This is a genomic window from Saccharibacillus sacchari DSM 19268, from assembly GCF_000585395.1.
GTDB classification, from domain to species: Bacteria; Bacillota; Bacilli; order Paenibacillales; family Paenibacillaceae; genus Saccharibacillus; species Saccharibacillus sacchari.
The window spans coordinates 3,120,526-3,139,673 of record NZ_KK073875.1 but is presented as its reverse complement, the minus strand read 5'-3'; the positions used below and the strand labels follow the sequence as shown (position 1 = coordinate 3,139,673).

14 protein-coding genes are annotated in these 19,148 nt (G+C 53.2%); all 14 read right to left on the bottom strand.

The genetic code is table 11. The annotated features are described in order from the left end of the window. Window positions 1-196 precede the first annotated feature (196 nt). The 14 genes from csrA to metK all read right to left on the bottom strand — a co-directional run bounded on the left by csrA (window position 197) and on the right by metK (window position 19,069). Window positions 197-418, bottom strand: a complete 222-nt coding sequence (gene csrA, locus SACSAC_RS13380; RefSeq protein WP_037287184.1) for a carbon storage regulator CsrA — start codon at window positions 416-418, stop codon at window positions 197-199. Further along, window positions 418-864, bottom strand: a complete 447-nt coding sequence (fliW, locus tag SACSAC_RS13375) for a flagellar assembly protein FliW (RefSeq protein ID WP_084778051.1) — start codon at window positions 862-864, stop codon at window positions 418-420. Before fliW ends, csrA begins: the two co-directional genes overlap by 1 nt. 106 nt (window positions 865-970) lie before the next feature. Beyond that, window positions 971-1,876, bottom strand: coding sequence for a flagellar hook-associated protein FlgL (gene flgL / locus SACSAC_RS13370; RefSeq protein WP_037287182.1), 906 nt, complete (start codon window positions 1,874-1,876; stop codon window positions 971-973). Between the two features lie 22 nt (window positions 1,877-1,898). Next, the gene (flgK, locus tag SACSAC_RS13365) at window positions 1,899-3,497 is read right to left on the bottom strand and encodes a flagellar hook-associated protein FlgK (protein ID WP_037287178.1); all 1,599 of its coding nucleotides are present in this window, start codon (window positions 3,495-3,497) and stop codon (window positions 1,899-1,901) included. Window positions 3,498-3,517: 20 nt separating this feature from the next. Further along, the gene (locus SACSAC_RS13360; RefSeq protein WP_037287175.1) at window positions 3,518-4,018 is read right to left on the bottom strand and encodes a flagellar protein FlgN; all 501 of its coding nucleotides are present in this window, start codon (window positions 4,016-4,018) and stop codon (window positions 3,518-3,520) included. Window positions 4,019-4,128: 110 nt separating this feature from the next. Continuing rightward, entirely contained in the window at window positions 4,129-4,398 is a 270-nt protein-coding gene (gene flgM / locus SACSAC_RS13355; RefSeq protein ID WP_037287172.1) for a flagellar biosynthesis anti-sigma factor FlgM, read from the bottom strand. A gap of 193 nt (window positions 4,399-4,591) precedes the next feature. Next, complete coding sequence (locus SACSAC_RS13350; protein ID WP_037287169.1) at window positions 4,592-4,996, bottom strand: TIGR03826 family flagellar region protein; 405 nt, start codon at window positions 4,994-4,996, stop codon at window positions 4,592-4,594. Window positions 4,997-5,237: 241 nt separating this feature from the next. Then, window positions 5,238-6,032, bottom strand: coding sequence for a ComFC family protein (locus SACSAC_RS13345; protein ID WP_037287166.1), 795 nt, complete (start codon window positions 6,030-6,032; stop codon window positions 5,238-5,240). Further along, window positions 6,029-8,083: an ATP-dependent helicase ComFA gene (locus SACSAC_RS13340; RefSeq protein ID WP_051507099.1), complete on the bottom strand. Its 2,055-nt coding sequence runs from the start codon at window positions 8,081-8,083 to the stop codon at window positions 6,029-6,031. The genes SACSAC_RS13345 and SACSAC_RS13340 overlap by 4 nt, the downstream gene beginning before the upstream one ends. 275 nt (window positions 8,084-8,358) lie before the next feature. Further along, complete coding sequence (locus SACSAC_RS13335) at window positions 8,359-9,084, bottom strand: response regulator (protein WP_037287163.1); 726 nt, start codon at window positions 9,082-9,084, stop codon at window positions 8,359-8,361. Next, window positions 9,056-10,252 (bottom strand): sensor histidine kinase, encoded by a 1,197-nt coding sequence (locus SACSAC_RS13330; RefSeq protein ID WP_037292791.1) that lies wholly within the window; start codon window positions 10,250-10,252, stop codon window positions 9,056-9,058. Before SACSAC_RS13330 ends, SACSAC_RS13335 begins: the two co-directional genes overlap by 29 nt. Window positions 10,253-10,324: 72 nt before the next feature. Next, the gene (locus SACSAC_RS13325) at window positions 10,325-13,012 is read right to left on the bottom strand and encodes a stalk domain-containing protein (RefSeq protein ID WP_037287159.1); all 2,688 of its coding nucleotides are present in this window, start codon (window positions 13,010-13,012) and stop codon (window positions 10,325-10,327) included. A 294-nt stretch (window positions 13,013-13,306) separates the two neighbouring features. After that, on the bottom strand, window positions 13,307-17,725 hold the full coding sequence (locus SACSAC_RS13320) for an Ig-like domain-containing protein (protein WP_037287156.1): 4,419 nt from the start codon (window positions 17,723-17,725) through the stop codon (window positions 13,307-13,309). A gap of 141 nt (window positions 17,726-17,866) precedes the next feature. Beyond that, window positions 17,867-19,069: a methionine adenosyltransferase gene (metK, locus tag SACSAC_RS13315; protein WP_037287153.1), complete on the bottom strand. Its 1,203-nt coding sequence runs from the start codon at window positions 19,067-19,069 to the stop codon at window positions 17,867-17,869. Window positions 19,070-19,148: the final 79 nt, after the last annotated feature.

Genomic DNA, 19,148 nt, shown 5'->3' with positions numbered 1-19,148 from the left:
CTGTTCAGTCCCATGTTGCGGTGCGTGTTTACGGCTTGAAGGTTGTGATTGATAATCATTGTTTGTTTCCTCCCTGAATTGGTTGATTCCCACATCCGTGTGGTTGGCTTGGTTCGTCAACGACTTCCCTGCCCTGATATATATATCGGCCGTACCGAAGAGTTGTTTATACTTCCCAAGCATTTTCCCAATTTTATTACAGATTTTTTTTCATCAATTGCAAAATTTGTTTCGGGTCGACGGCCGCATTCTGATTATTTTCCTGCACGGAAACCAAAATCTCTTTACGCATGATATCTACCTGCTTTGGAGCCTTGATGCCCAGCTTGACCGTATCGCCTTCTACAGATAAAACAGTCAATTCAATGTCATCTCCGATGACAATCGTTTCTCCCTTTTTTCTCGAAAGGACCAGCATTAGGACTCACCGCTTTCCTTGGAAGTTGAAGAGTTAAGCAGTTGCTTCGTCTGATAGGAAGTGTTTTGAAGAACGATTTGTTTGCCGATTCGGTCGGAAATATTAAAAATAAGCGGGGCTAGCAGATTGGCGGTGATTCGCGACGGATCGCTATTCCAGGTGACGATACAGCGTACAGCGATGCCTTTTTCCTCGGACAGCTGAAGTTCTTCAATCAATTCCTCGGACAGCTGAAATTCATAATCGGTAAAATGCAGGAACGGATTGGTTACGATGAACGCCACTTCTCCTGCACTCACCGCCTGCAAATAACTATAGGTCTCGTCCACGTCACAGAGCACGTATTCCGTAACTTCTTCAAACCCGGGAATGCCTTTGGGAAACTTAATCAAGTCTTCTTCCCCTACTGTCAGTTCGCCCAAATGGACGGATTGAATTTGTATCATGTCGATCCTCCTCAACGATTTAAAAAAAGCCACGGACGAGCGCCCGCAGCTTCAGATTATCTGTTTGATCCCTAAAATTCAACAAAGCAAGCGGGCAATACCCAACTCAACGCATGAAGTCGATCAAAGAAGTGTTCATGATGTTGGCAGACGATTTAAGAGCCGCTTCATACACGGTTTGCGCACTTGTTGCTTTAATCAACGCTTCTGCCACGTCAAGGTCTTCGGTTTTCGACAAAAGGGTGGTTGTATTCATTTCCTGATCAAGCAAACGGTTATTCACGAGTTCAACCCGGTTTGTACGAGCGCCTACTTCGGAACGGGAAGCGATCATTTTATTGGTACGCGATTCCACAGTCCCCATTTCGGCACCTATGCCGGCAGAATTCCCGCTTTTCATTGCAGAAACGACACGATCCATCACCGCAAACACGTTATCCGCATCGCCTGCCATGCCGAAGAATTCGTTACCTGTCGTATTGATCTGGAATTGAATATTCTCGCCGATGACATACTGAACAGCCGTATTGTCCGTTTGGACTTGCGAATAATCCGTTCCGGCAGCAGTCGGATAAGGGATCGAACCATACTGCTGACCATTGAAAATGAACTTTCCGCCAAGCTTGCTGTTACCGATATCGACCAGCTGTTTTTTCAACTGTTCGACTTCGTTCGCAGCCGACAACATATCGGAATCCGAATACGTTCCCGTGCTGCTCTGCACCATCAATTCCTTCAAACGGGTCATGACATCCCCGGCGCTGCCCATTTGGCTGTCCGTCTCGTCCAGCCAGCTCTGCGCCGTATCTGTCGCGCGCTGGAACTGTTCGTTGCCGGCCAACTGCGAGCGATAGCGAAGCGCGTACGTTACGCCTACGGGATCGTCGGAAGGCTTGTTGATCTTGCGTCCCGAAGAAATCTGCTGCTCCAGGTTATCCATGTTATACAAATTGCGGTTCAAGTTGCCGAGAAGCGTCGAGCTCATCATGTTCGATGTCATCCGGATGGTCATTGTATTATTCCTCCCCTAAAAATTAGCGGCCGACCGTACCGGTGCCGTTGATGAGTTTATCAAGCATTTCGTCGAATGTCGTCATAAAACGCGCGCTGGCGTTATAAGCCTGTTGGAATTTAACCAGGTTCGTCATTTCTTCGTCCAGGGATACGCCGCTGACCGATTGCCGGAGCGTCTCGACCTGATCCGAAAGATTCGTTGCGTTCTGCGCTTGGCGAGCCGCTTCTTTCGATTGCACGCCGAGCTGTCCCGTGATCGATCCAAAGTAATCGTCGATCGTGACCGGCGTCGAAGCCGCGCTGCCAAAGTCGAACTTCATGCTTTTCATATCCGCCATGATCAGGGCAAGGCCGGCATTGCCGGTTACAACCGATTCGCCGGTCGTTCCGGCTCCTGTCACGCGGAAAGAAGAAGCGATCAGGTTCGGGTTGTTTTGAATTTGCCCGTTCAACGTGATATTTCCGGCCGTAATGGCTCCGCCGGTACCGGCGCTGCCCGCCGTGAACAAGTCGATGCCCGCCGAAGGCGTCGTGCCGTCGATCGTATAACCGATCTTCATCAGGCCGTTAATGCCGTCAACTTTCACGTTGATCGGAGCCGTTAACGTCCGGTTGCCCGCCGTATTCGAGAACGTCGTGCTCGTCTGCGTGCCGTCTGCGTTCACTACGTTCAGCGTTGTACCGTCCGGAAGCACGCTGCCTGCAGGAAGCGTAACCTCAAATTGCCCATTCGCCAGCGTATTTGCCAACGTATCTAACTGCGCGCGATAATCCACAACATAATCGTCCCGTGAAACGAACATGCCGTACACTTCGCCTTTATTCAGTGCTCCTCCGTCAAAAGCAGCCTTCAGGCTCGCTTCCGTTACCGGAGTCACCGTTGTGCCCGCTACCGCCGCAGCACCGCCCAAAGTGACCTGATACCCCGTATCCAGCTTCGTCACCGAAACATTCGCGATTTTCGACAACTGATCGACCGCATAGTCACGTTGATCGCTCAAGTCGTTCGCATTGTTGCCCATATCTTCGACTTTTTTGATGCCCGCGTTCAAATCCGCAATCGTTTGAAGCAACGAGTTGATCTCGGTTGCCTTCAAATTGATATTTGCCGTAATGTCCGTTGTCATCGCATCCAACTGCTTCGATGTTTGATTCAAGGAATCCGTCATCGCAAGCGTCGTTTCCTTAATGATCTTCCGGTTCGTGATATCCTGCGGGTCTTTGCTGAAATCCGACCACGCCGACCAGAAGTTGTTCATGACCGTGCTCAGGCCGGTTTCCGAAGGTTCGTTCACGATGGCTTCCAGCTTGCTGAGCGTTTCTTGTCGTACCGTCCAACCGCCGAGTCCGCTGTTCTCGCTGCGGAACTGATCGTCCAGATACGAATCGCGCACCCGCGCGATCGCCGTCACTTCTACCCCGCTGCCCAACTGTCCGGCGCTGGTCCAGTTGCGCAATCCCGGCATTTCAAAAGCGCTGGTCGCTTGCGTCTTCACCACTTGGCGCGAATAGCCCGCCGTATTGGCGTTCGAGATATTATGTCCGGTCGTGCTAAGCGCCGTCGTCTGCGTATACAGGCTGCGCTTGGCCGTCTCCAGGGAATGGAATGTCGATGTCATAGGTTCTCTCCTTTACTCTCTTAACCGCGTCTGTCGAACATGCCCGAGCTGCCGTAACCGTAACCCTGGGATGCCGGGTGCTGATACGTGACTTCCTGCTCGGGGCGGTGCGCCATGAGTTCCATGGAAAAGTCGATAAACGACAGCGCCTGTTCGATCAGTTGGCGATTCATGTCGTTGATTTGCTTGAGACGCATCAGCGTATCCGAAAGGCGAGCGTGCACGTCCAGCAGTTCCCGTTTCTCGTCCGGATCGAAGACCAATCTTGAAATTTCGGCAATCGTCAGCTTCAGTCGGGATTTGATTCCGCGTTCCTGCATAAAAGCATAAGCCAGCTCCGTACGCAGCTCGTCTTCCGTCTGGATCCGTTTCAACAATTTCGACTCGCGATTCATCGTAGCGATAAATACGTCGATTTCGTTTTTAATCACGGCTTCCTTTTTCGTCTCCGCGATTTCGATCATTTCAAGATGGGAACGGTTCAGCTGCTCCAGCTGTCCGATCAACTGCTTCAGTGCCAAGATCGTTCACCTTTCTTTCCGATTATTTTAAAAAGGGGACTTTCCCAAAAACGCCGGATTAACCGGGTTTCTGAAAAAGTCCCCCATTCCGTTATAACCTTTATCGGTTATTATCCGAGATATGGTAAGAGCTTTTCGGCAATTTTATTTGCGTCTACCGAATAAGTGCCGGCCGCTACTTGCTGCTTCAAGTCTTGGATGCGTGCTGCGCGATCGCTGTCGGCCGGTTTGTTTGCTGCTTTCAGCATATCCATCGCCTCCGTGGAAATCGTCACTTCGTCTTTGCGCGCCGTTTTCTTCGTTTCTTCGGTACGTTGCGTCTCTTGCGTGCGTTGGTAAGGGTTAATGGCTCCGATTCTCGATGTGTCGTTGATCTTCATAATATGGTCAACCTCCTAAAGGTTTGAGTTTTCGCTGAGTAAGTAAAAGCACCGATAAGCTTATAATAAGTTTATCGGTGCCTGTTCAAACATTGTTTAGAGCTATTCAAATAAAAATTTTAAATTGTCAAGCGTAAATTTGGACTATTTCTGTTTCGTTGTTCCTATTGCTGGGTAAACGAGCACGGACTTTTTAGTCGTTTCTGAACCGATCGACGGCTTTGTAGGCACCGCTGGATGTATTTTTTTGAGCCTTAGGCTGCTCTTTGGCGGCTTCCCGCAAATCGCCCGTCAATTTTGCCCGGCATGATTCGCAAATATTTCCTTCATGAATAAAAGTTCCGCACACTTCGCAGCCGTAACTCAGGTTCGGGGCGCTTGCGGTCGAAATGCGTCCTTCGCGAATAAAGGTAGTAATTTGTTTGACGCTGACGCCGGTCTCATCCGACAATTCCTGCATATGGGCACCTTTATTATCCCGTAAATATTTGACGCATGCTTCGTATTCATTCTCGATATCTTTTAAGCAGGCTGCACAGACTCCTTTAAAATTCATCACAAAAACCTTGCCGCAGCGCGGACAATTCGCCAAATTCATCTCGAGGGCGCCTCCTTCGTGTTCGTTGCCGATGTTGAACTATGCCTAACCTTATATATCGGATAATTTTCTCATGTATTAAAGGTACTAGCACCTTATCAACACTAGAAGTAAGGTTACGCCCGGCTAAAACCTACATAAAGCATGTGTGTTTCAGCCAAACTTAATCCTCTGATTAAGAGTTGAAAGGTTCTACCTACTTCTATCATTTTAACGCATAACGCATACATTACAAGCGCTTTTACGAGCGGGCAAGCGTCAGGCTGTACACAAGCACGGGTCGATCTATAACGCTTTCCAAACTTTTTAACACCGAAGCGCACACGGCGGCAGTCGTCCCCGTCGTATAAATGTCGTCCACCAGCAGGACCTTAATAGGAAAAGACCCGCCGGGATGTTTTACGCTTCCTATTGCTTCCCATTGTTTAAAGTCCCCGGGGTCTAAATTAGGAAGTAACGAAAAGGCATCGTCCAGATTCCGCAAACGTTCAGCCCGACTCTTGAAGCTCTGCTTGCCCGTGTGCACGTTTCGCGTTAAAAGGTCGCAAGCCGGAAGCTTCAAACGTTTCGCCAACCGGCGGGCAACAAGCTCGGCTTGGTTGAACCCTCTTTCCTCAAGGCGCTCTGCGCTCACGGGAACCCAAGTGACCAGATCCGCTTGCCACGCGCCCGCTGCGGACAGTTCACGGCACATCCGGCGGTAAGCCTGCTCCAACATGATCGAAAAAGGCTCCGCAAAGCGTTCCGCTCCTCCGTATTTGTACGCCGATATCCACTCCCGCATCGTCGCGTCATAGAGGACGGCGCTGCGATTGATGGAAAAAGCTCTTGCTCCCGCTTCGGGACGCCGGCAATCCGGACATCCTTGCGCCCGACCGCATATGAGGCAGCGCGGCTCGACGATCCAGGGAATTCGGTCGGCGCAGCGTTCGCAGAGCAACGGAAGAACGATGCCCAGCTTGGCCGGCCGACCGCACGCCAGGCAGTGCTCGCGGGTCGGCATCAATAATGTGCGTAATAAGGCCCCGATATTCATCGTTTGGACTCCGAGCTTTTTCGGGCATGCCGAGGCAGCAGAAACGGCCGGGCTAATCGGTTCATCCGGCGAATTTGGCGACGGGCTCCGACCTGGGCTTTCGTTTTCTGAACCGCTGCAAAAACGACCTTGCCTGCGGGATCGTCTGCCGAACGTCCTGCGCGACCTGCCATCTGAACCAGCGACGCTTCGTCGAACAGCCCGCTGTCCGCATCCAAAATATAGACGTCGCTGCGCGGAACCGTGACCCCTCTCTCCAATATGGTCGTCGTCACCAGCATTCTCAAGTCGGTTGCCCGAAAAGATGACACTTTGCCTCCGCGCTCTTCATCCTGCGAGGAAGTCGCCCCGACAGCAATCCCCGGAAAAACGACTCGCAGCAGCGCCGCCAGCGGCTCCGCGAAGGCAATCTTCGGAACGAAAATAAAAACCTGCGCCCCTCTCTCCAACGATACTCGCCATTTTCGCAGCAGCACGTCCGGCAGCCGTTTTTTCCGCAAACATTCAGACAACGAACTCATCCGAAGCAGCATGGGGACAGGCAGCGGATAACGATGGTATCGGACCGGCACTTTCGCGCAAGCCAGATGCCCTTTGCGCACCAGCGACTGAAGCTCTTTGGGCGGCGTCGCCGACAAATAGACGGTTCTCCCGCCGGCTGCCCGGCACCGTTCCGCGGCGTAAGCCAGCATGGGATCCCCGTGAAAAGGAAAAGCGTCCAGTTCATCAATCACCACCAGATCGAAGGCATGATCGAAACGCAGCACTTGATGCGTCGTGGCCAATGTAACCCCTCCTCGCCGCCACCGCTCCTCGCTGCCTCCATACAGAGCGACCAGCGTTTCATCGGGAAAAGCTTTACGCAGACGCGGGGCCAATTCCAATACGACGTCACGCCGGGGCGTAGCGACCAGCACGCGGCCGCCTTGACTACGAACGTGTTCGATTAACGGAAACAACATCTCCGTCTTGCCCGCTCCGGTCACCGCCCAAAGCAGAAACCGGCTACTTGGATCTTGTGCGGCGTAGCCGGATGTATCGGGTCTTTGGGTGTTAGACTGTATGGCTATACGGAGAATCCGTCGACGCTTCATCTGTTTGGCGGCAGCCGATCGGGACGATCCGATCGGCGATTCCAGAAAACGCACGGCTTGTTCGGAGGCTTCGGTCTGTGCCGGACTGAGATTCCAATACGTCAGTCTCGCCCGCAGGTCTGCTTGCGTTAGTTTCTGCCCCCTTAATAGGCCGCGATCTGACGCTGCGCAACCCTCTTGCTGCATGCTCGATACCAACACCTCGCAGGAACGGCTTCGCCCGAGTGCGCGGCAAGCCTCGCATCTCGCACAATCGGACGAGCCGCATGAACCGCAGGGTCCTCCGTCGGCAGCACTGCCGCAGCGCATGCACTGATGTGCCGATTTTTCAGCAAGCATACTTCCCAAACCAAACACATTCTTAAGACCCTGTCGAACCGCAACGCTTCTAGGCTTCGTTTTCACGGCGTTCTCCAGCTTGATCGTTCCTTGCAAATACGCAAATTGCGCGACGGATCTCCATTGCTTTTCCAAAGCAGGATCCAACTCCTTCAACATGGACTCCACTTCTCCCCCAAGCAGCGACCTCCCGTTCAACCGTGCAATCAATCGTCCTGCGGAATCATGCAACTGTCTAAGCCAAGTCGACGCCGTTGCTTCATTTAACGGGTTTCCAAGGACAGGCATTGCCGCATCTTGCGCTTCATCGAACTCTACAATACCCGATAAATGCTCAAAAGAGGCCAGATCTTCCTCGTTCAGCATTCGGCCCAAACCAGAACGGATATATCGGCTCCAATCGGAATTTGTCCAAGTCGGAATATGCGCATTAAGCTGAAGCCCCGCCAATGCAGTCGCCCATTGCAGGGGCATTCCGCGGGAAATGAGACGAAAAAATACCGCTTCTGTCCCTCTGGCTTGCTGCAGTCCCCACCAGCATCGATCCACATTCAAATCCAGCGACATATAACAGCTTAGTTTCTTTGCATGTCCGGCAACATAAACCCCTGCTTTCATTTCTATTCCTCCGATAATTTTTTTAAAAAATTCAACAAAAAAAGCACACCCTTTGCGCTCTTGCGAGCGTATAAGGAGTGTGCTTCATTCCTGATAATACGTTATTTTCTTCACTTACTAACTTTTTCCGAACCCTGCTTTCGCAAGATCGGTCCCGTTACGCTGTCTCAACCTGTTCGCAGAGCTGCTTGATGTGTTGGGTATGAGACGGAGACAACGTACTAGGAAACATGAGCGTCAATTCCCTACTTTCGTCCGTAAAATGAAGGCGTTGCTTACAGCGTAACCCAGCCCATCTTGATTGCGTTGATGACGGCCTGCGTCCGGTCTTCGACTTCCATCTTTTGCAGAATGCTGCTGACGTGGTTTTTAACCGTTTTCTCACTGATGAACAAAAATTCTCCGATGGCTTTGTTGCTTTTGCCTTCGGACATCAGACGCAGCACTTCAGCTTCGCGGCGCGTAAGCGGGTTGTCTTCGCCGCCGATGAATTTAACGCCGGCTTCTTCGTCTTGCACGCCTTCGAACATGGCGCCGCGTTCGTTCACGAACGTCATGCGCTGAAGCTGTTGAATCAGTTTGCCCGTCACTTTGGGATGAATATACGCGTGGCCGGCCGCTACGCTGCGAATCGCATTAATAAGCGACTCCGCTTCCATGTCTTTCAAGAGATAACCGCTGGCTCCCTTGCGCAGCGTCTCGAAGACATAGCTTTCATCGTCGTGAATCGACAGCATGATGACTTTGATGTCCGGGAAAATCTCGCGGAGTTTCGCCGTAGCTTCCACGCCGTTCTCGTTGGGCATGTTGATGTCCATCAGGATGACGTCGGGTCTGTAGGCGTTGCAGAATTCCAGCACTTGAATGCCGTCGCTGCACTCCCCAATCACCTCGATATCGTCCTCCATGTTCAAAATCCTTTTCAATCCTTCACGGAACAATTGGTGATCGTCAGCCAAAAGCACTTTAATTTTAGGTTGTTCCGAGTTCATGCTCTCCATCTTCATACCCCTTTCCATTTTCTACATTCGTCGGGATATGGATCACGATTTTGGTTCCTTGATTCTCGGCTGATTCGATCTCCATTCGTCCCTCAAGCAGCTCGACTCTTTCCCGCATTCCAATCAAACCGAAATGCGCATGCTGGTTCGCCTTTTGTTCCAAGATATCCATGTTAAAGCCGCGTCCGTTATCCCGAATCGAGATTTTGACAAGCTGCGTCTGGTAGGCGATCTCGACGACGACATGAGTAGGGTCTCCGTGCTTGGCCGCGTTGGTGAGCGCCTCCTGAATCAAGCGGAAGACGGCAGCCTCCATGGCGGAAGAGAGCCGATACTCTTTGCCCCTCGTCTCGAATACGGTGCGAATCCGGTTTTTTTCCTCGTAGTCGCGCGTGTACTTGCGAAGCGTCGGAATCAATCCGAGGTCGTCAAGCGCCATCGGTCGGAGATTGAAAATGACTTTGCGAATCTCTTCCAGGCTGAAACGCACCTGCTTTTTGAGATCCGCCACTTCTTCTTGAACGCGGCCGTAATCCTGCTTGCCCAGCATGCGTTCGACGATTTCGGTCCGGAGCGCCATATTAGCCATTAGTTGCGCCGGACCGTCATGAATTTCCCTGGAAATGCGTTTACGTTCTTCTTCCTGAGCCAGAATGATTTTCAAGCCGACCATCTGGCGGGTTTTTGCGGATTCCAACATCTTGGTTGCTTGTCCGACTTCTCCGCCGGACAAATATTCGGTGACGACACTCATTTGCGAGCCCAGCGCCTCGGCGCGCTCGATCGAACTCGTGGCATTGCGCACGCGAAGATGAAGCTCGTCTCGACGGGCTCGCAAATAAGCTTCTTTTTCCCTATACACCGAAAGTTCCAATTGGAACTGCGTGGCCCGCTCATAGGCCTGCCGAATATCATTCTCCGTATATTTAACGAAATCCCGACTCACTTCCGTGAGCCGGATACGGGAAAGACGGAATTTCCCTTCGAGATCATCGACCATGTCGGCCGTGTCCGAAGTTTCCTTGATGACCTTCTGCAGTTCTTCGGTGAGCGAGTTGAGTTCGGCGCGGGACTGGTCCAATATCTCAAAAATTTGATACTTGCTGTCTTCGACGACTTGGATGGTATTTTTGATGACTCGGTTCAAAGCATCCGCTTGGAAATCCACGGGCAAAATCGACTCCATTCTCTCCGGCGTTCACCTTATTGTCAAACAGGTGATCGTTCAGAACCTATCGTATCATGACTCGATAGTCACAGTCTTCGTTTCTTGTTCCCATTTTACAAGCAATCCAAGCTGCTCGGAAACCAATCTTACAGGGACTAAAGTCCTATTCGATACACTTATGGTGGCCGAATCGGAAGTTTTGCGTTTTCCGTTTAGAATATAGTCCTTTTTATTCAAATTTAATACAAGAAGCTGATCCCCGCGCCGAATCGAGATTGAACCGCTTTTTGCTTCCCAGCCCGACGTTCCGCCGAACGCATCCGTGATGTATTTGACCGGAAGGTAGGTGACTCCGCCGCGCACGACAGGCGATACATCCATCGTGCTTGCTTTGCCGTTCGTCAGCAGCGTTTTGGAACCGACCGTCATCTTGGCGTTCACGCCCGACGGAAGACCCAGCGAGCCCGCGTCCGCCGGGGAAGTCGTCTTGATGTTATCGATCTCCACGAAGCCGCTTGCCGAACGTTCGTCCTGTCCTTCCGCCAAATTCACGACATAGATTCGCTTGACTTTGGCCGGATACGCAATTGTACCATACTGGTTCAGGTTCACACTAAGCGTTTTCCAACCGGTAAAGTTCAGGCTCTTCGCCAGATCGACGTAAACGGTCTTGCCGTCTGCGCCGACGACCTCGGCCCGGAGCCAGTTGTAGCTATTATCACCCAATACATCCAGGCTCAGCGCGCTTGCACCCGACGGTAGCGTTTTGCCAGACGAGCCGTTCAGGTTGACGTATGCATATTTGTTGCCTGTCCCTGCTGTTGTATCGTAATCGAGACGCAGCACTTTCGAACCGGAATGCGTACCCGTACCCGACTTGATCTGCACTTTGCCGGTTACCGCGGACGGGCTGCCTGTAAACGACAAACCGTAGGCCACATTTTCGAAGGTTTCCCAATCCGTCTCTTGCACGTCGGCCAGCGTCAGCATGGTCTTGAAGCCTTCATAGCTGGCAATCGCGTAACCGACTTTCGCTCCGCTGTTCACGGACGTTACATTCAACGAGCCGTCCTTGATTCTTCCTTTGAAGCCGACAAACTCCCAATCCAGCGCCGAAGGATCAATGCTGACCGTGTTGCCGGATTTCAAGGTCGCGGTTACGGACAACGGAACGACCGTCCCTACCTTAAGCGACGCCGTTGCTGCTCCCAGATTCAAAGACGAGAGGGAATCGGCGCCCAGCACTTCAACCTGAAGCGTCGAGCTGACTCCGCTGCTGGTCGCCGTCAACGTGGCCGTTCCTGCTTTTTTCGCCGTCAATGTGCTGCCGTTCCAAACGACGTTCGAATTGCTCGATTTCCACGACGGATTGATATTCGCCGCGGCGATCGGGTTATAGTAGGTATCATAGCCCTTTACGCTGTAGTTGGCCGTTTCTCCGATCAACAACTGCGTTTTGCCGCTTACCGCAAAGCCTTTGAGCTTGCCTTCCGGAGCCGTCGTATACACGCCCAACCCGTTCACGACGCTGCGCTGCGTCTGACCGCCGTATTCGGTCGTGAACGTGAGCTGCGCCTGTTCTTCGCCGAGCGGACGCGACACCATCGTGGTCGAGCCGCCTCCGTCCAGGTTGATGCCTTTCCAGATGCCCAGGCTCGTCATGAAGCCCTGAAGCTCGGTCAAGGACATGCCGCTGCTGCCGTCGTTGTCTTGAACCGTCACAATGTACGCATAACGCCCGCTTTGCGAGTAGCCCAGCGCCGTACGCGCCCGGTAGCCGCCGATCGAGTTGACGTTACGGGAAAACGACGCGGCTTTGCCGTTATCGACCAGAATGGTGTGACCGCCGATCATGACTTCAAGCGAAGCCGGATCAAGCTTTTGCCCCGTCGTTCGGGACACCAGGCTGTAATCGGTCTGCACGCGCGCGCCCACGGTCAGATTCGCTTTCATGTAAGTCGCTGCTTTCCCGTGCGCACGCAGGATATACGCGCCTTCCGGAACCGTGCCTTCCAGCGCCTTGTTCAGCGACACTTTCGTGACGACACCGTTTTCCACCAAGGCCTCGGAAGGGATTGTCGCGCTGTTCTTCGGACGTTCGGCGTTGCCCCAGGCATCCGTATAGATGTACATCGCATCGACGTGGCTGTAGCCTCCGTCCGGTTCGGGACTGTACGAGACCAGATTGATTCCCGCCAGATCGAACGCTTGTCCGCCATCCGAATTGACCGTACCGGAAAAATCATACTGGTCGATCACCGGTTTGCGGTCTTTGGTCACGCCGAACGCATACATTCCTTTAAGCTCGGACGGACTGGACATCAGCACGCCGTTCGAGACTTGCGCTCCCATCGGAGCTCCTTCGGCCGCCGTATTGAAATAATCGCCGTTGACGCCTGCTACGGCATCCGTTTCTTTGGCCATGCCGCTAACGGTTTGCAGCGTGGTGAACTTACCGCCTTTTCCGGTCATGACATCCAGCTTAACGTACGGATTTTGCAGATCGACCTGGATGACGCTGGCCAGACCGGTCGCTGCTTTGCCTGAACGGGGTACGGAGTATTTATAGGTTAACAGATTCGCGCCGGACGTGATGATTTCTTCATTCGTCTTGTTGATGGAAACGGCTGCCGCCGCAGAAGCTTCGTGCACTCCCGTCAACGCTCCCCAGCCCGGAACAGCGAGCGGCTGCACGACCAAAGCTCCGGCCAATACGGCAACCATCCACTTTTTCCCTATCTTTTTGCCCTGCTTATTCATGATGTTCGGTTTCGCTCCCTATCTGTACAGATTCGTTCGCGTATGTATGACTAATTCATGTCAGGCCAATATACGCCACTATTGTAATAGACTGAAACGACGCACAAAAGTTCCTGCAAATTCGACAAAAAAACAAACTACAATAAACCATTCTACCTCACTTCCGCAAAATGAAAAGAGAAAAAGCGATCATTTCAACAAATAATTTGAAGAAATGATCGCTTTTGTGTACGGTTCGAAAAACTCTGAGCGAGGAGGACTAGGCGAACTGGGCCTTTGGAATTATTTAGTTGTTTAGTTCAAATAGCCTGCTTCTTGAAGCACTCGCTGCAGCATCGTGGCCGCTTCCGCTTGGGTCGCGTTTCCTTTCGGGTTGAACTTTCCGTCGGACCCGCCTTTGATCACGCCTGCTCGTACGGCTTTGGCTGCTTCAGTCGTAAACGTGATATTCCGGCTGTCTTTGAATTTGCTCAACACGTCTGCCGTACCGCTGTTCAAAGTCGGATCGATGCCCGCATAATTCAAAGCGCGAACCATCATGGCGGCCATCTGCTCGCGCGTGATCGGATCGTTTGCGCGGAACGTGCCGTCGGTGTTGCCGTTAATGATTCCCGCGTTGACTGCCGCCCCGATCGCGCCGCCGAGATAACGGCTGTAATTGGCATCGCGGAACTGGTTGGCGGCAACCGCGTCAAACGGCAGCCCCATTCCCCGCGCGATATACTCGGCAAACGTTCCCCGCGTAATCGTAGTACCCGGCGAGAAATTGTTTCCGTTTTTCGTTTCCAAAATGAACTTCGACGCCAATTCGTTCACCGTGTCTTTCGCCCAGTGCGAATTCATGTCCGAGTAGGCAAAAGTCGTGGAGACCGGCGTCAATACGCGATTGCCGACCGTCGTTCCGCTAATTACCGTTCCCGCTGCCGAAGAGTCCAAGTAACTCGGAACAAAGAAGGGCCGCGAAGAATCGCTATCTTCATAGACGACGGAAGTTTGGCCTGCCGCCGAGGAAACAGGCAGCTTGAAGTAATAATTGCCTTTGACGGCAGGAGCATTGGAATTGGCTGCCATTCCGGCTGTGAGCGGCGTCATTCGAATGTCCACCGAATCAGCCAACGTCTCGGCTTTGCTGTCCAAAAGCGTGGAACGCAGAGCCAGCGAAGCGGCTGCCGGTACCGGTTCAATCGCAACCTGTACGTAAGCACTGGTCGGAGAAGCGTTCATCAGCGCTTGCAGATCTTTAAGCGGCAGCTCGAACAATACGTTTTTGTACCGAACGGCTACCGAGAGATTGTCCGATTTTTTCGCGACTTCCGACAAGATCGGCAGCGGGATATTGACCAAAGCCGAATTATCCGTCGCCGGCGTCTCGAACACCACCGAGCGCGTACCGTTGTTCATCGAAGCTTCCAGCGCCGATTTAAGAGCGGCAGGCTGCAGCGTGTACGTATGCGTATCCTGATTATACTTCGTGCTTGCGCCGGAAGAAGTCGACGCTCCGCTGCCCAGAATCGACATGCTGTTGCCGAATTCGGTTCCGCTCATGATCGGGATCGAACCGGTTCCCGACGTATTGCCTCCCGCGGCCGTTCCGGTCAGATTATCCACGGCCAGACGGGTGAACGCGGGTACTGCGGTGCCTTCCGCGTTTTTGAGCGGTTCCGTCCCCGGCGTATAAGAGACCTGTACTTTTTGACCTGTTTTGATCGGGTTGGTCAGGTTCAGGCTCACCGTGCTTCCGGTAACCGACATATTGTCGACGCCTGCATAAGCTTCGTCGGCAAATACGCTGAACTGCGCGGATTGCGGATTGGTTGTCCCCATCAGCGCTCCCGTGAACGTGATTTGCAGGGCAGTGCCGTTCACGGTCGCGGAACGAATCCCGCTTGTTCCCGTGGCGGCGCCTACCGGTTGAAGATTGAGATACCCTGCCGCATTCAGATTAAGGTCGGTGAGCTTCAATACGCCCGGCACATAGGAGACGCTGACTCCGTTCGCGGCAATCAAGGAAGAAGCCAATGTCAGACGGACTTTCTGGCCGTCTACCGCGACTCCCGTCACATAAACCGGCAGCCCGTTAGCCAGCACCGAAAACTGACTGTTGGTCGGCAGCTTGTCCGTCGCTAGCGCTTCATTATAGTTCAAAATCAATTCTTTGCCCGACAGCTCCGCCGAAACGAACTCCGGCGGGCGGCGATCCAGCAAGTTGCGGACATTGAACGACTGGAATCCCGATAAATTTTGTCCCGACGCATCCTTGATCGGATAAGATCCAGGCGTATAGCTGACGCTTACGATCGAACCGTCCGGAATCGTGGAACTTGTATACAGGGTAATCGATTTGGCGCTGTAGGTGATGCCTTCGATCCCGATATATCCCCCGTCCGCCGTCGCCGAGAACTGCTGATACGCCCGATTGTCGACCGGCCCCAGGTTGCTGGCAAACGTCAGATTGATGCTGCGGGAATACGCCGTGCCTTCCACGGGCTTGGGCAGAGCGGTTTCGATATTGTTTTTCACGGCATAGCCGGTCAAAGCCGCGGCTTTGTTGCCTTTGAGATCTCGCAGCGGACGCACATCCGGCGTATAAGAGACTTTAACGTCCTGTCCGACCGCCGCTCCGGTATCCAGAGTCAGATAGACGCTCTCGCCTCTGACGAAAATATCGTTCAGACCGCGCTTTTCGCCGTTGACCGTCACCGAGTAGCTGCTCAACAGCGGATAGCTTACGCTGTCCAACTGCTTATTATAAGCCAAACGAATCTGATTGCTGCTGTTCATTACGGCGCTCTGAACCGTCGGCACAGTCGTATCGGCCGCGATCGTGCGGAAACTCCATTGTTCCTGACCTTTGAGTCCCGCAAATTGAATGCCCGTACTCACCGCGTCTGTCACCGATCCGGCAGGCAGATCCACGTAATACGAAGTTGCCGGTTCGAGCGCCGACGAAGGCACGATCAGCAATTCGCGAGCGTTCGACGGATTCACCGATACCTGCGCGGCTATCTTGCTCCCGGTTCCGGTTGCTTTATTCAAAGAGACGGTTCCGTTGCCCACCGCGATATTCCGGTTAAACGCAATACGGATCGGCGTATCCAACTGCACGTCAACGCTGCGGTCATTCGGCATAAGCGAAGTCATCGAGATCGACTGTCCGTCGGTTACCGTAGTAAAAGACCAGGTCAACGGCTTGCTGCTGCTCGGAAAAGCATTGCCTTCCGCATCTTCAAGCGAGCCGTTCGTCAGCGCGACCGTATAGACGTATCCCGCTTCCAGCGGCTTGGTCATCGCGATCTTCAAGGTCGAGGTTCCGAATCCGGACACCTGCTGCCCGCTAAGCGGCAGCGTCTCGTGCACCGTTCCGCCGCTGCGGGTTACGGTTACGGATGTACCCTCAACCGAAGACAAATGAACAGGACGGCTGAAGGAAAGCTGAAGATTATTCGTTCGCGCTACGCCGACGGCTCCGTTGGCCGGACTTAGCGCCGTCAACGTCAACGCGTCTCCGGTCGTCGTAAACGTCCATTCGCTCGTGCTTGCCGTTCCGGCATACGGACGGCCGTCCAGATCGACGAACGCTCCCGGATCGACGGTCACGTAATACGACGTTCCGCGAACAAGCGCGTCATGCGGAACTTGCACGCTGCGCGAATAGGCTGCGGACGGCGTAAGCGAAGAAGCACTTACGGTCTGTACCAGTTGATTATTATCCAGTCGGTAGATTTTGACCGTTTTCTTCTCGCTGTCGGCCGCAGGCTTCACGGGCTGGGAGAACGTCAACGTAAACGGAGCGTTCAGGTCGGCTCCCACCAAGCCCGGACGTGGCGAAAACGCATTGACGACCGGCGGATTTTCATCGGTGGAGATCGTGCGGAATTTCCAACTCCCGTTAGCCACAGCTGCAGCAGAATTTCCTGCCATATCCTTGAAGACTCCTGCAGGGTAGGTGACCTGGTAATCCGCTGCATTGTCCAGTGTCAGACCCTCGATCGTGATACGGGATGTACCTGTACCTTTGATCTGTTCAGCCTTCAATGAGACCGCTGTTCCCGGCGTGCCGTTGCTCTGAAGCTTGGCGATCTTCAAGTCGGCGATTTTCGTCTCGTCGAAGTTTACCGTTTCGTCGAAATCCAACACGAGCTTCGATGTCACCGTAACGGCTATAGCACCTGTTTTCGGCGATTGGACGATCAGCTTGGGTGCTGCGTTATCCGTAAGCGCGGTATGGAAAGCCCATGCCGTCTTGTTTCCGGAAGGAATGCCCGCCCAAGGAACAGAAGCATCCTGGCTGGCTGCCGGCTTGGTCTTCAAGATGCCTTCGGATGCTTCGACGTAATAATCGGTATCCGCTGCAAGCGCTTGGTTATTGCTATTAACCCATTCCGCATTTTCCAAAGGCAGATCGACACGCAGTCCGTCCGAAGCTACGCGCATTTTGTCCCCGCGAACCGTAAAAACAGTCGCATCGTCGGCTTTGACGGTGAAGAACTTGGTCGTCAGCGCGTCTCCAGGCTGTACGGCGGATTTAAAAGTAACCGACAACGCCGGATACGGCGATACGGCTGCCGTTGTCGGGAAATAAACGCTTTCCAGGCTTGCTGTTTCTCCGGCTGCCTGAACCACGGAAAAGCTCCCGGTGATCGGAATAGGTCCGGCTGCAAGCAAATTGGCCGCCAGTACGCATACCAGTCCTGCGGCAATTTTGTTTTTCATCGTTATTCCCTTCCTTTCTCCCACAAAACATATTCTCTTTATTTGTCGGCTTGAGCAAGCAAGAATGTTAGGGAAAGCTTGGGAAAACGCAAAAAGAACCCCCCTGATATTAGGAGGGTTCTCATTTGGCCAACTATTCAATCAATCGCCGGCTTGAGCTTTCAGTTCTTCCGCTTTGTCTGTACGTTCCCACGGCAAATCGAGGTCGGTACGACCGAAGTGGCCGTATGCAGCCGTCTGTCTGTAGATCGGACGACGCAGATCCAGCATGCGAATAATGCCGGTCGGGCGCAGGTCGAAGTTGTCGCGCACGAGCTGCACCAACGTCTCTTCGCTGACTTTGCCGGTTCCGTACGTATCGACGCTGATCGATACCGGATTGGCTACGCCGATCGCATAGGCAAGCTGAATCTCGCATTTGTCGGCCAAGCCAGCCGCAACCAAGTTCTTCGCGACATAACGCGCCGCATAAGCCGCCGAACGGTCCACTTTCGTCGGATCTTTGCCCGAGAAGGCGCCGCCGCCGTGACGCGCATAACCGCCATACGTATCGACGATGATTTTGCGTCCGGTCAAGCCGGCATCCCCTTGCGGTCCGCCAATCACGAAGCGTCCCGTCGGGTTAATGAAGTATTTGGTCTCGTCGTCCAACAGTTCAGCCGGAACGACGGACAAAATCACATGTTCTTTGATATCGCGCTGAATTTGCTCCAACGTGATTTCTTCCGCATGCTGCGTCGAAACGACGATCGTATCGACGCGAACCGGCGTATCGCCGTCATACTCGATCGTGACCTGCGTTTTACCGTCAGGACGCAAATATTCCAACGTGCCGTTCTTCCGTACTTCGGCCAAGCGGCGCGCGATACGGTGCGACAAAGCGATCGGAAGCGGCATCAATTCCGGTGTCTCATTCGACGCGAAGCCGAACATGAGTCCCTGGTCACCGGCGCCGATGTTTTCCGTCTCAAGCTTCATCTGTTCCGGATCGCGAGTCTCCAGAGCCGAGTTTACGCCTTGCGCGATATCCGCCGACTGCTCGTTAAGGGAAGTCAACACTGCGCATGTATTGTAATCGAATCCGTATTTGGCACGGGTATATCCGATTTCCTTGATCGTATTGCGTACGATCGCGGGAATATCGACGTATTCCGATCTCGTGCTGATCTCGCCGATCACCAGTACAAGTCCCGTAGCGACCGAGACTTCGCAAGCGACCCGAGCATTCGGATCATTAGCTAAAAAGGCATCCAATACCGCATCGGAAATTTGGTCACAGATCTTATCCGGATGACCTTCCGTTACGGATTCGGACGTAAACAAACGCCGTCCTTGAAGCGACATAAGCGTGTACCTCCTTGAGTTGTTGCAAAAATTCCCGTATACAAAAAACGAACCTTGCCCGGTAAAGGGGAAGGTTGGG

What these genes read in the sequence shown, in the direction of transcription:
- csrA (WP_037287184.1), bottom strand. Translation starts at nt 418, where the DNA reads ATGCTGGTCCTTTCGAGAAAAAAGGGAGAAACGATTGTCATCGGAGAT.
- flgK (WP_037287178.1), bottom strand. Translation starts at nt 3,497, where the DNA reads ATGACATCGACATTCCATTCCCTGGAGACGGCCAAGCGCAGCCTGTAT.
- flgL (WP_037287182.1), bottom strand. Translation starts at nt 1,876, where the DNA reads ATGACCATCCGGATGACATCGAACATGATGAGCTCGACGCTTCTCGGC.
- SACSAC_RS13340 (WP_051507099.1), bottom strand. Translation starts at nt 8,083, where the DNA reads ATGAAAGCAGGGGTTTATGTTGCCGGACATGCAAAGAAACTAAGCTGT.
- metK (WP_037287153.1), bottom strand. Translation starts at nt 19,069, where the DNA reads ATGTCGCTTCAAGGACGGCGTTTGTTTACGTCCGAATCCGTAACGGAA.
- flgM (WP_037287172.1), bottom strand. Translation starts at nt 4,398, where the DNA reads ATGAAGATCAACGACACATCGAGAATCGGAGCCATTAACCCTTACCAA.
- SACSAC_RS13345 (WP_037287166.1), bottom strand. Translation starts at nt 6,032, where the DNA reads ATGAATATCGGGGCCTTATTACGCACATTATTGATGCCGACCCGCGAG.
- SACSAC_RS13325 (WP_037287159.1), bottom strand. Translation starts at nt 13,012, where the DNA reads ATGAATAAGCAGGGCAAAAAGATAGGGAAAAAGTGGATGGTTGCCGTA.
- fliW (WP_084778051.1), bottom strand. Translation starts at nt 864, where the DNA reads ATGATACAAATTCAATCCGTCCATTTGGGCGAACTGACAGTAGGGGAA.
- SACSAC_RS13320 (WP_037287156.1), bottom strand. Translation starts at nt 17,725, where the DNA reads ATGAAAAACAAAATTGCCGCAGGACTGGTATGCGTACTGGCGGCCAAT.
- SACSAC_RS13350 (WP_037287169.1), bottom strand. Translation starts at nt 4,996, where the DNA reads ATGAATTTGGCGAATTGTCCGCGCTGCGGCAAGGTTTTTGTGATGAAT.
- SACSAC_RS13335 (WP_037287163.1), bottom strand. Translation starts at nt 9,084, where the DNA reads ATGGAGAGCATGAACTCGGAACAACCTAAAATTAAAGTGCTTTTGGCT.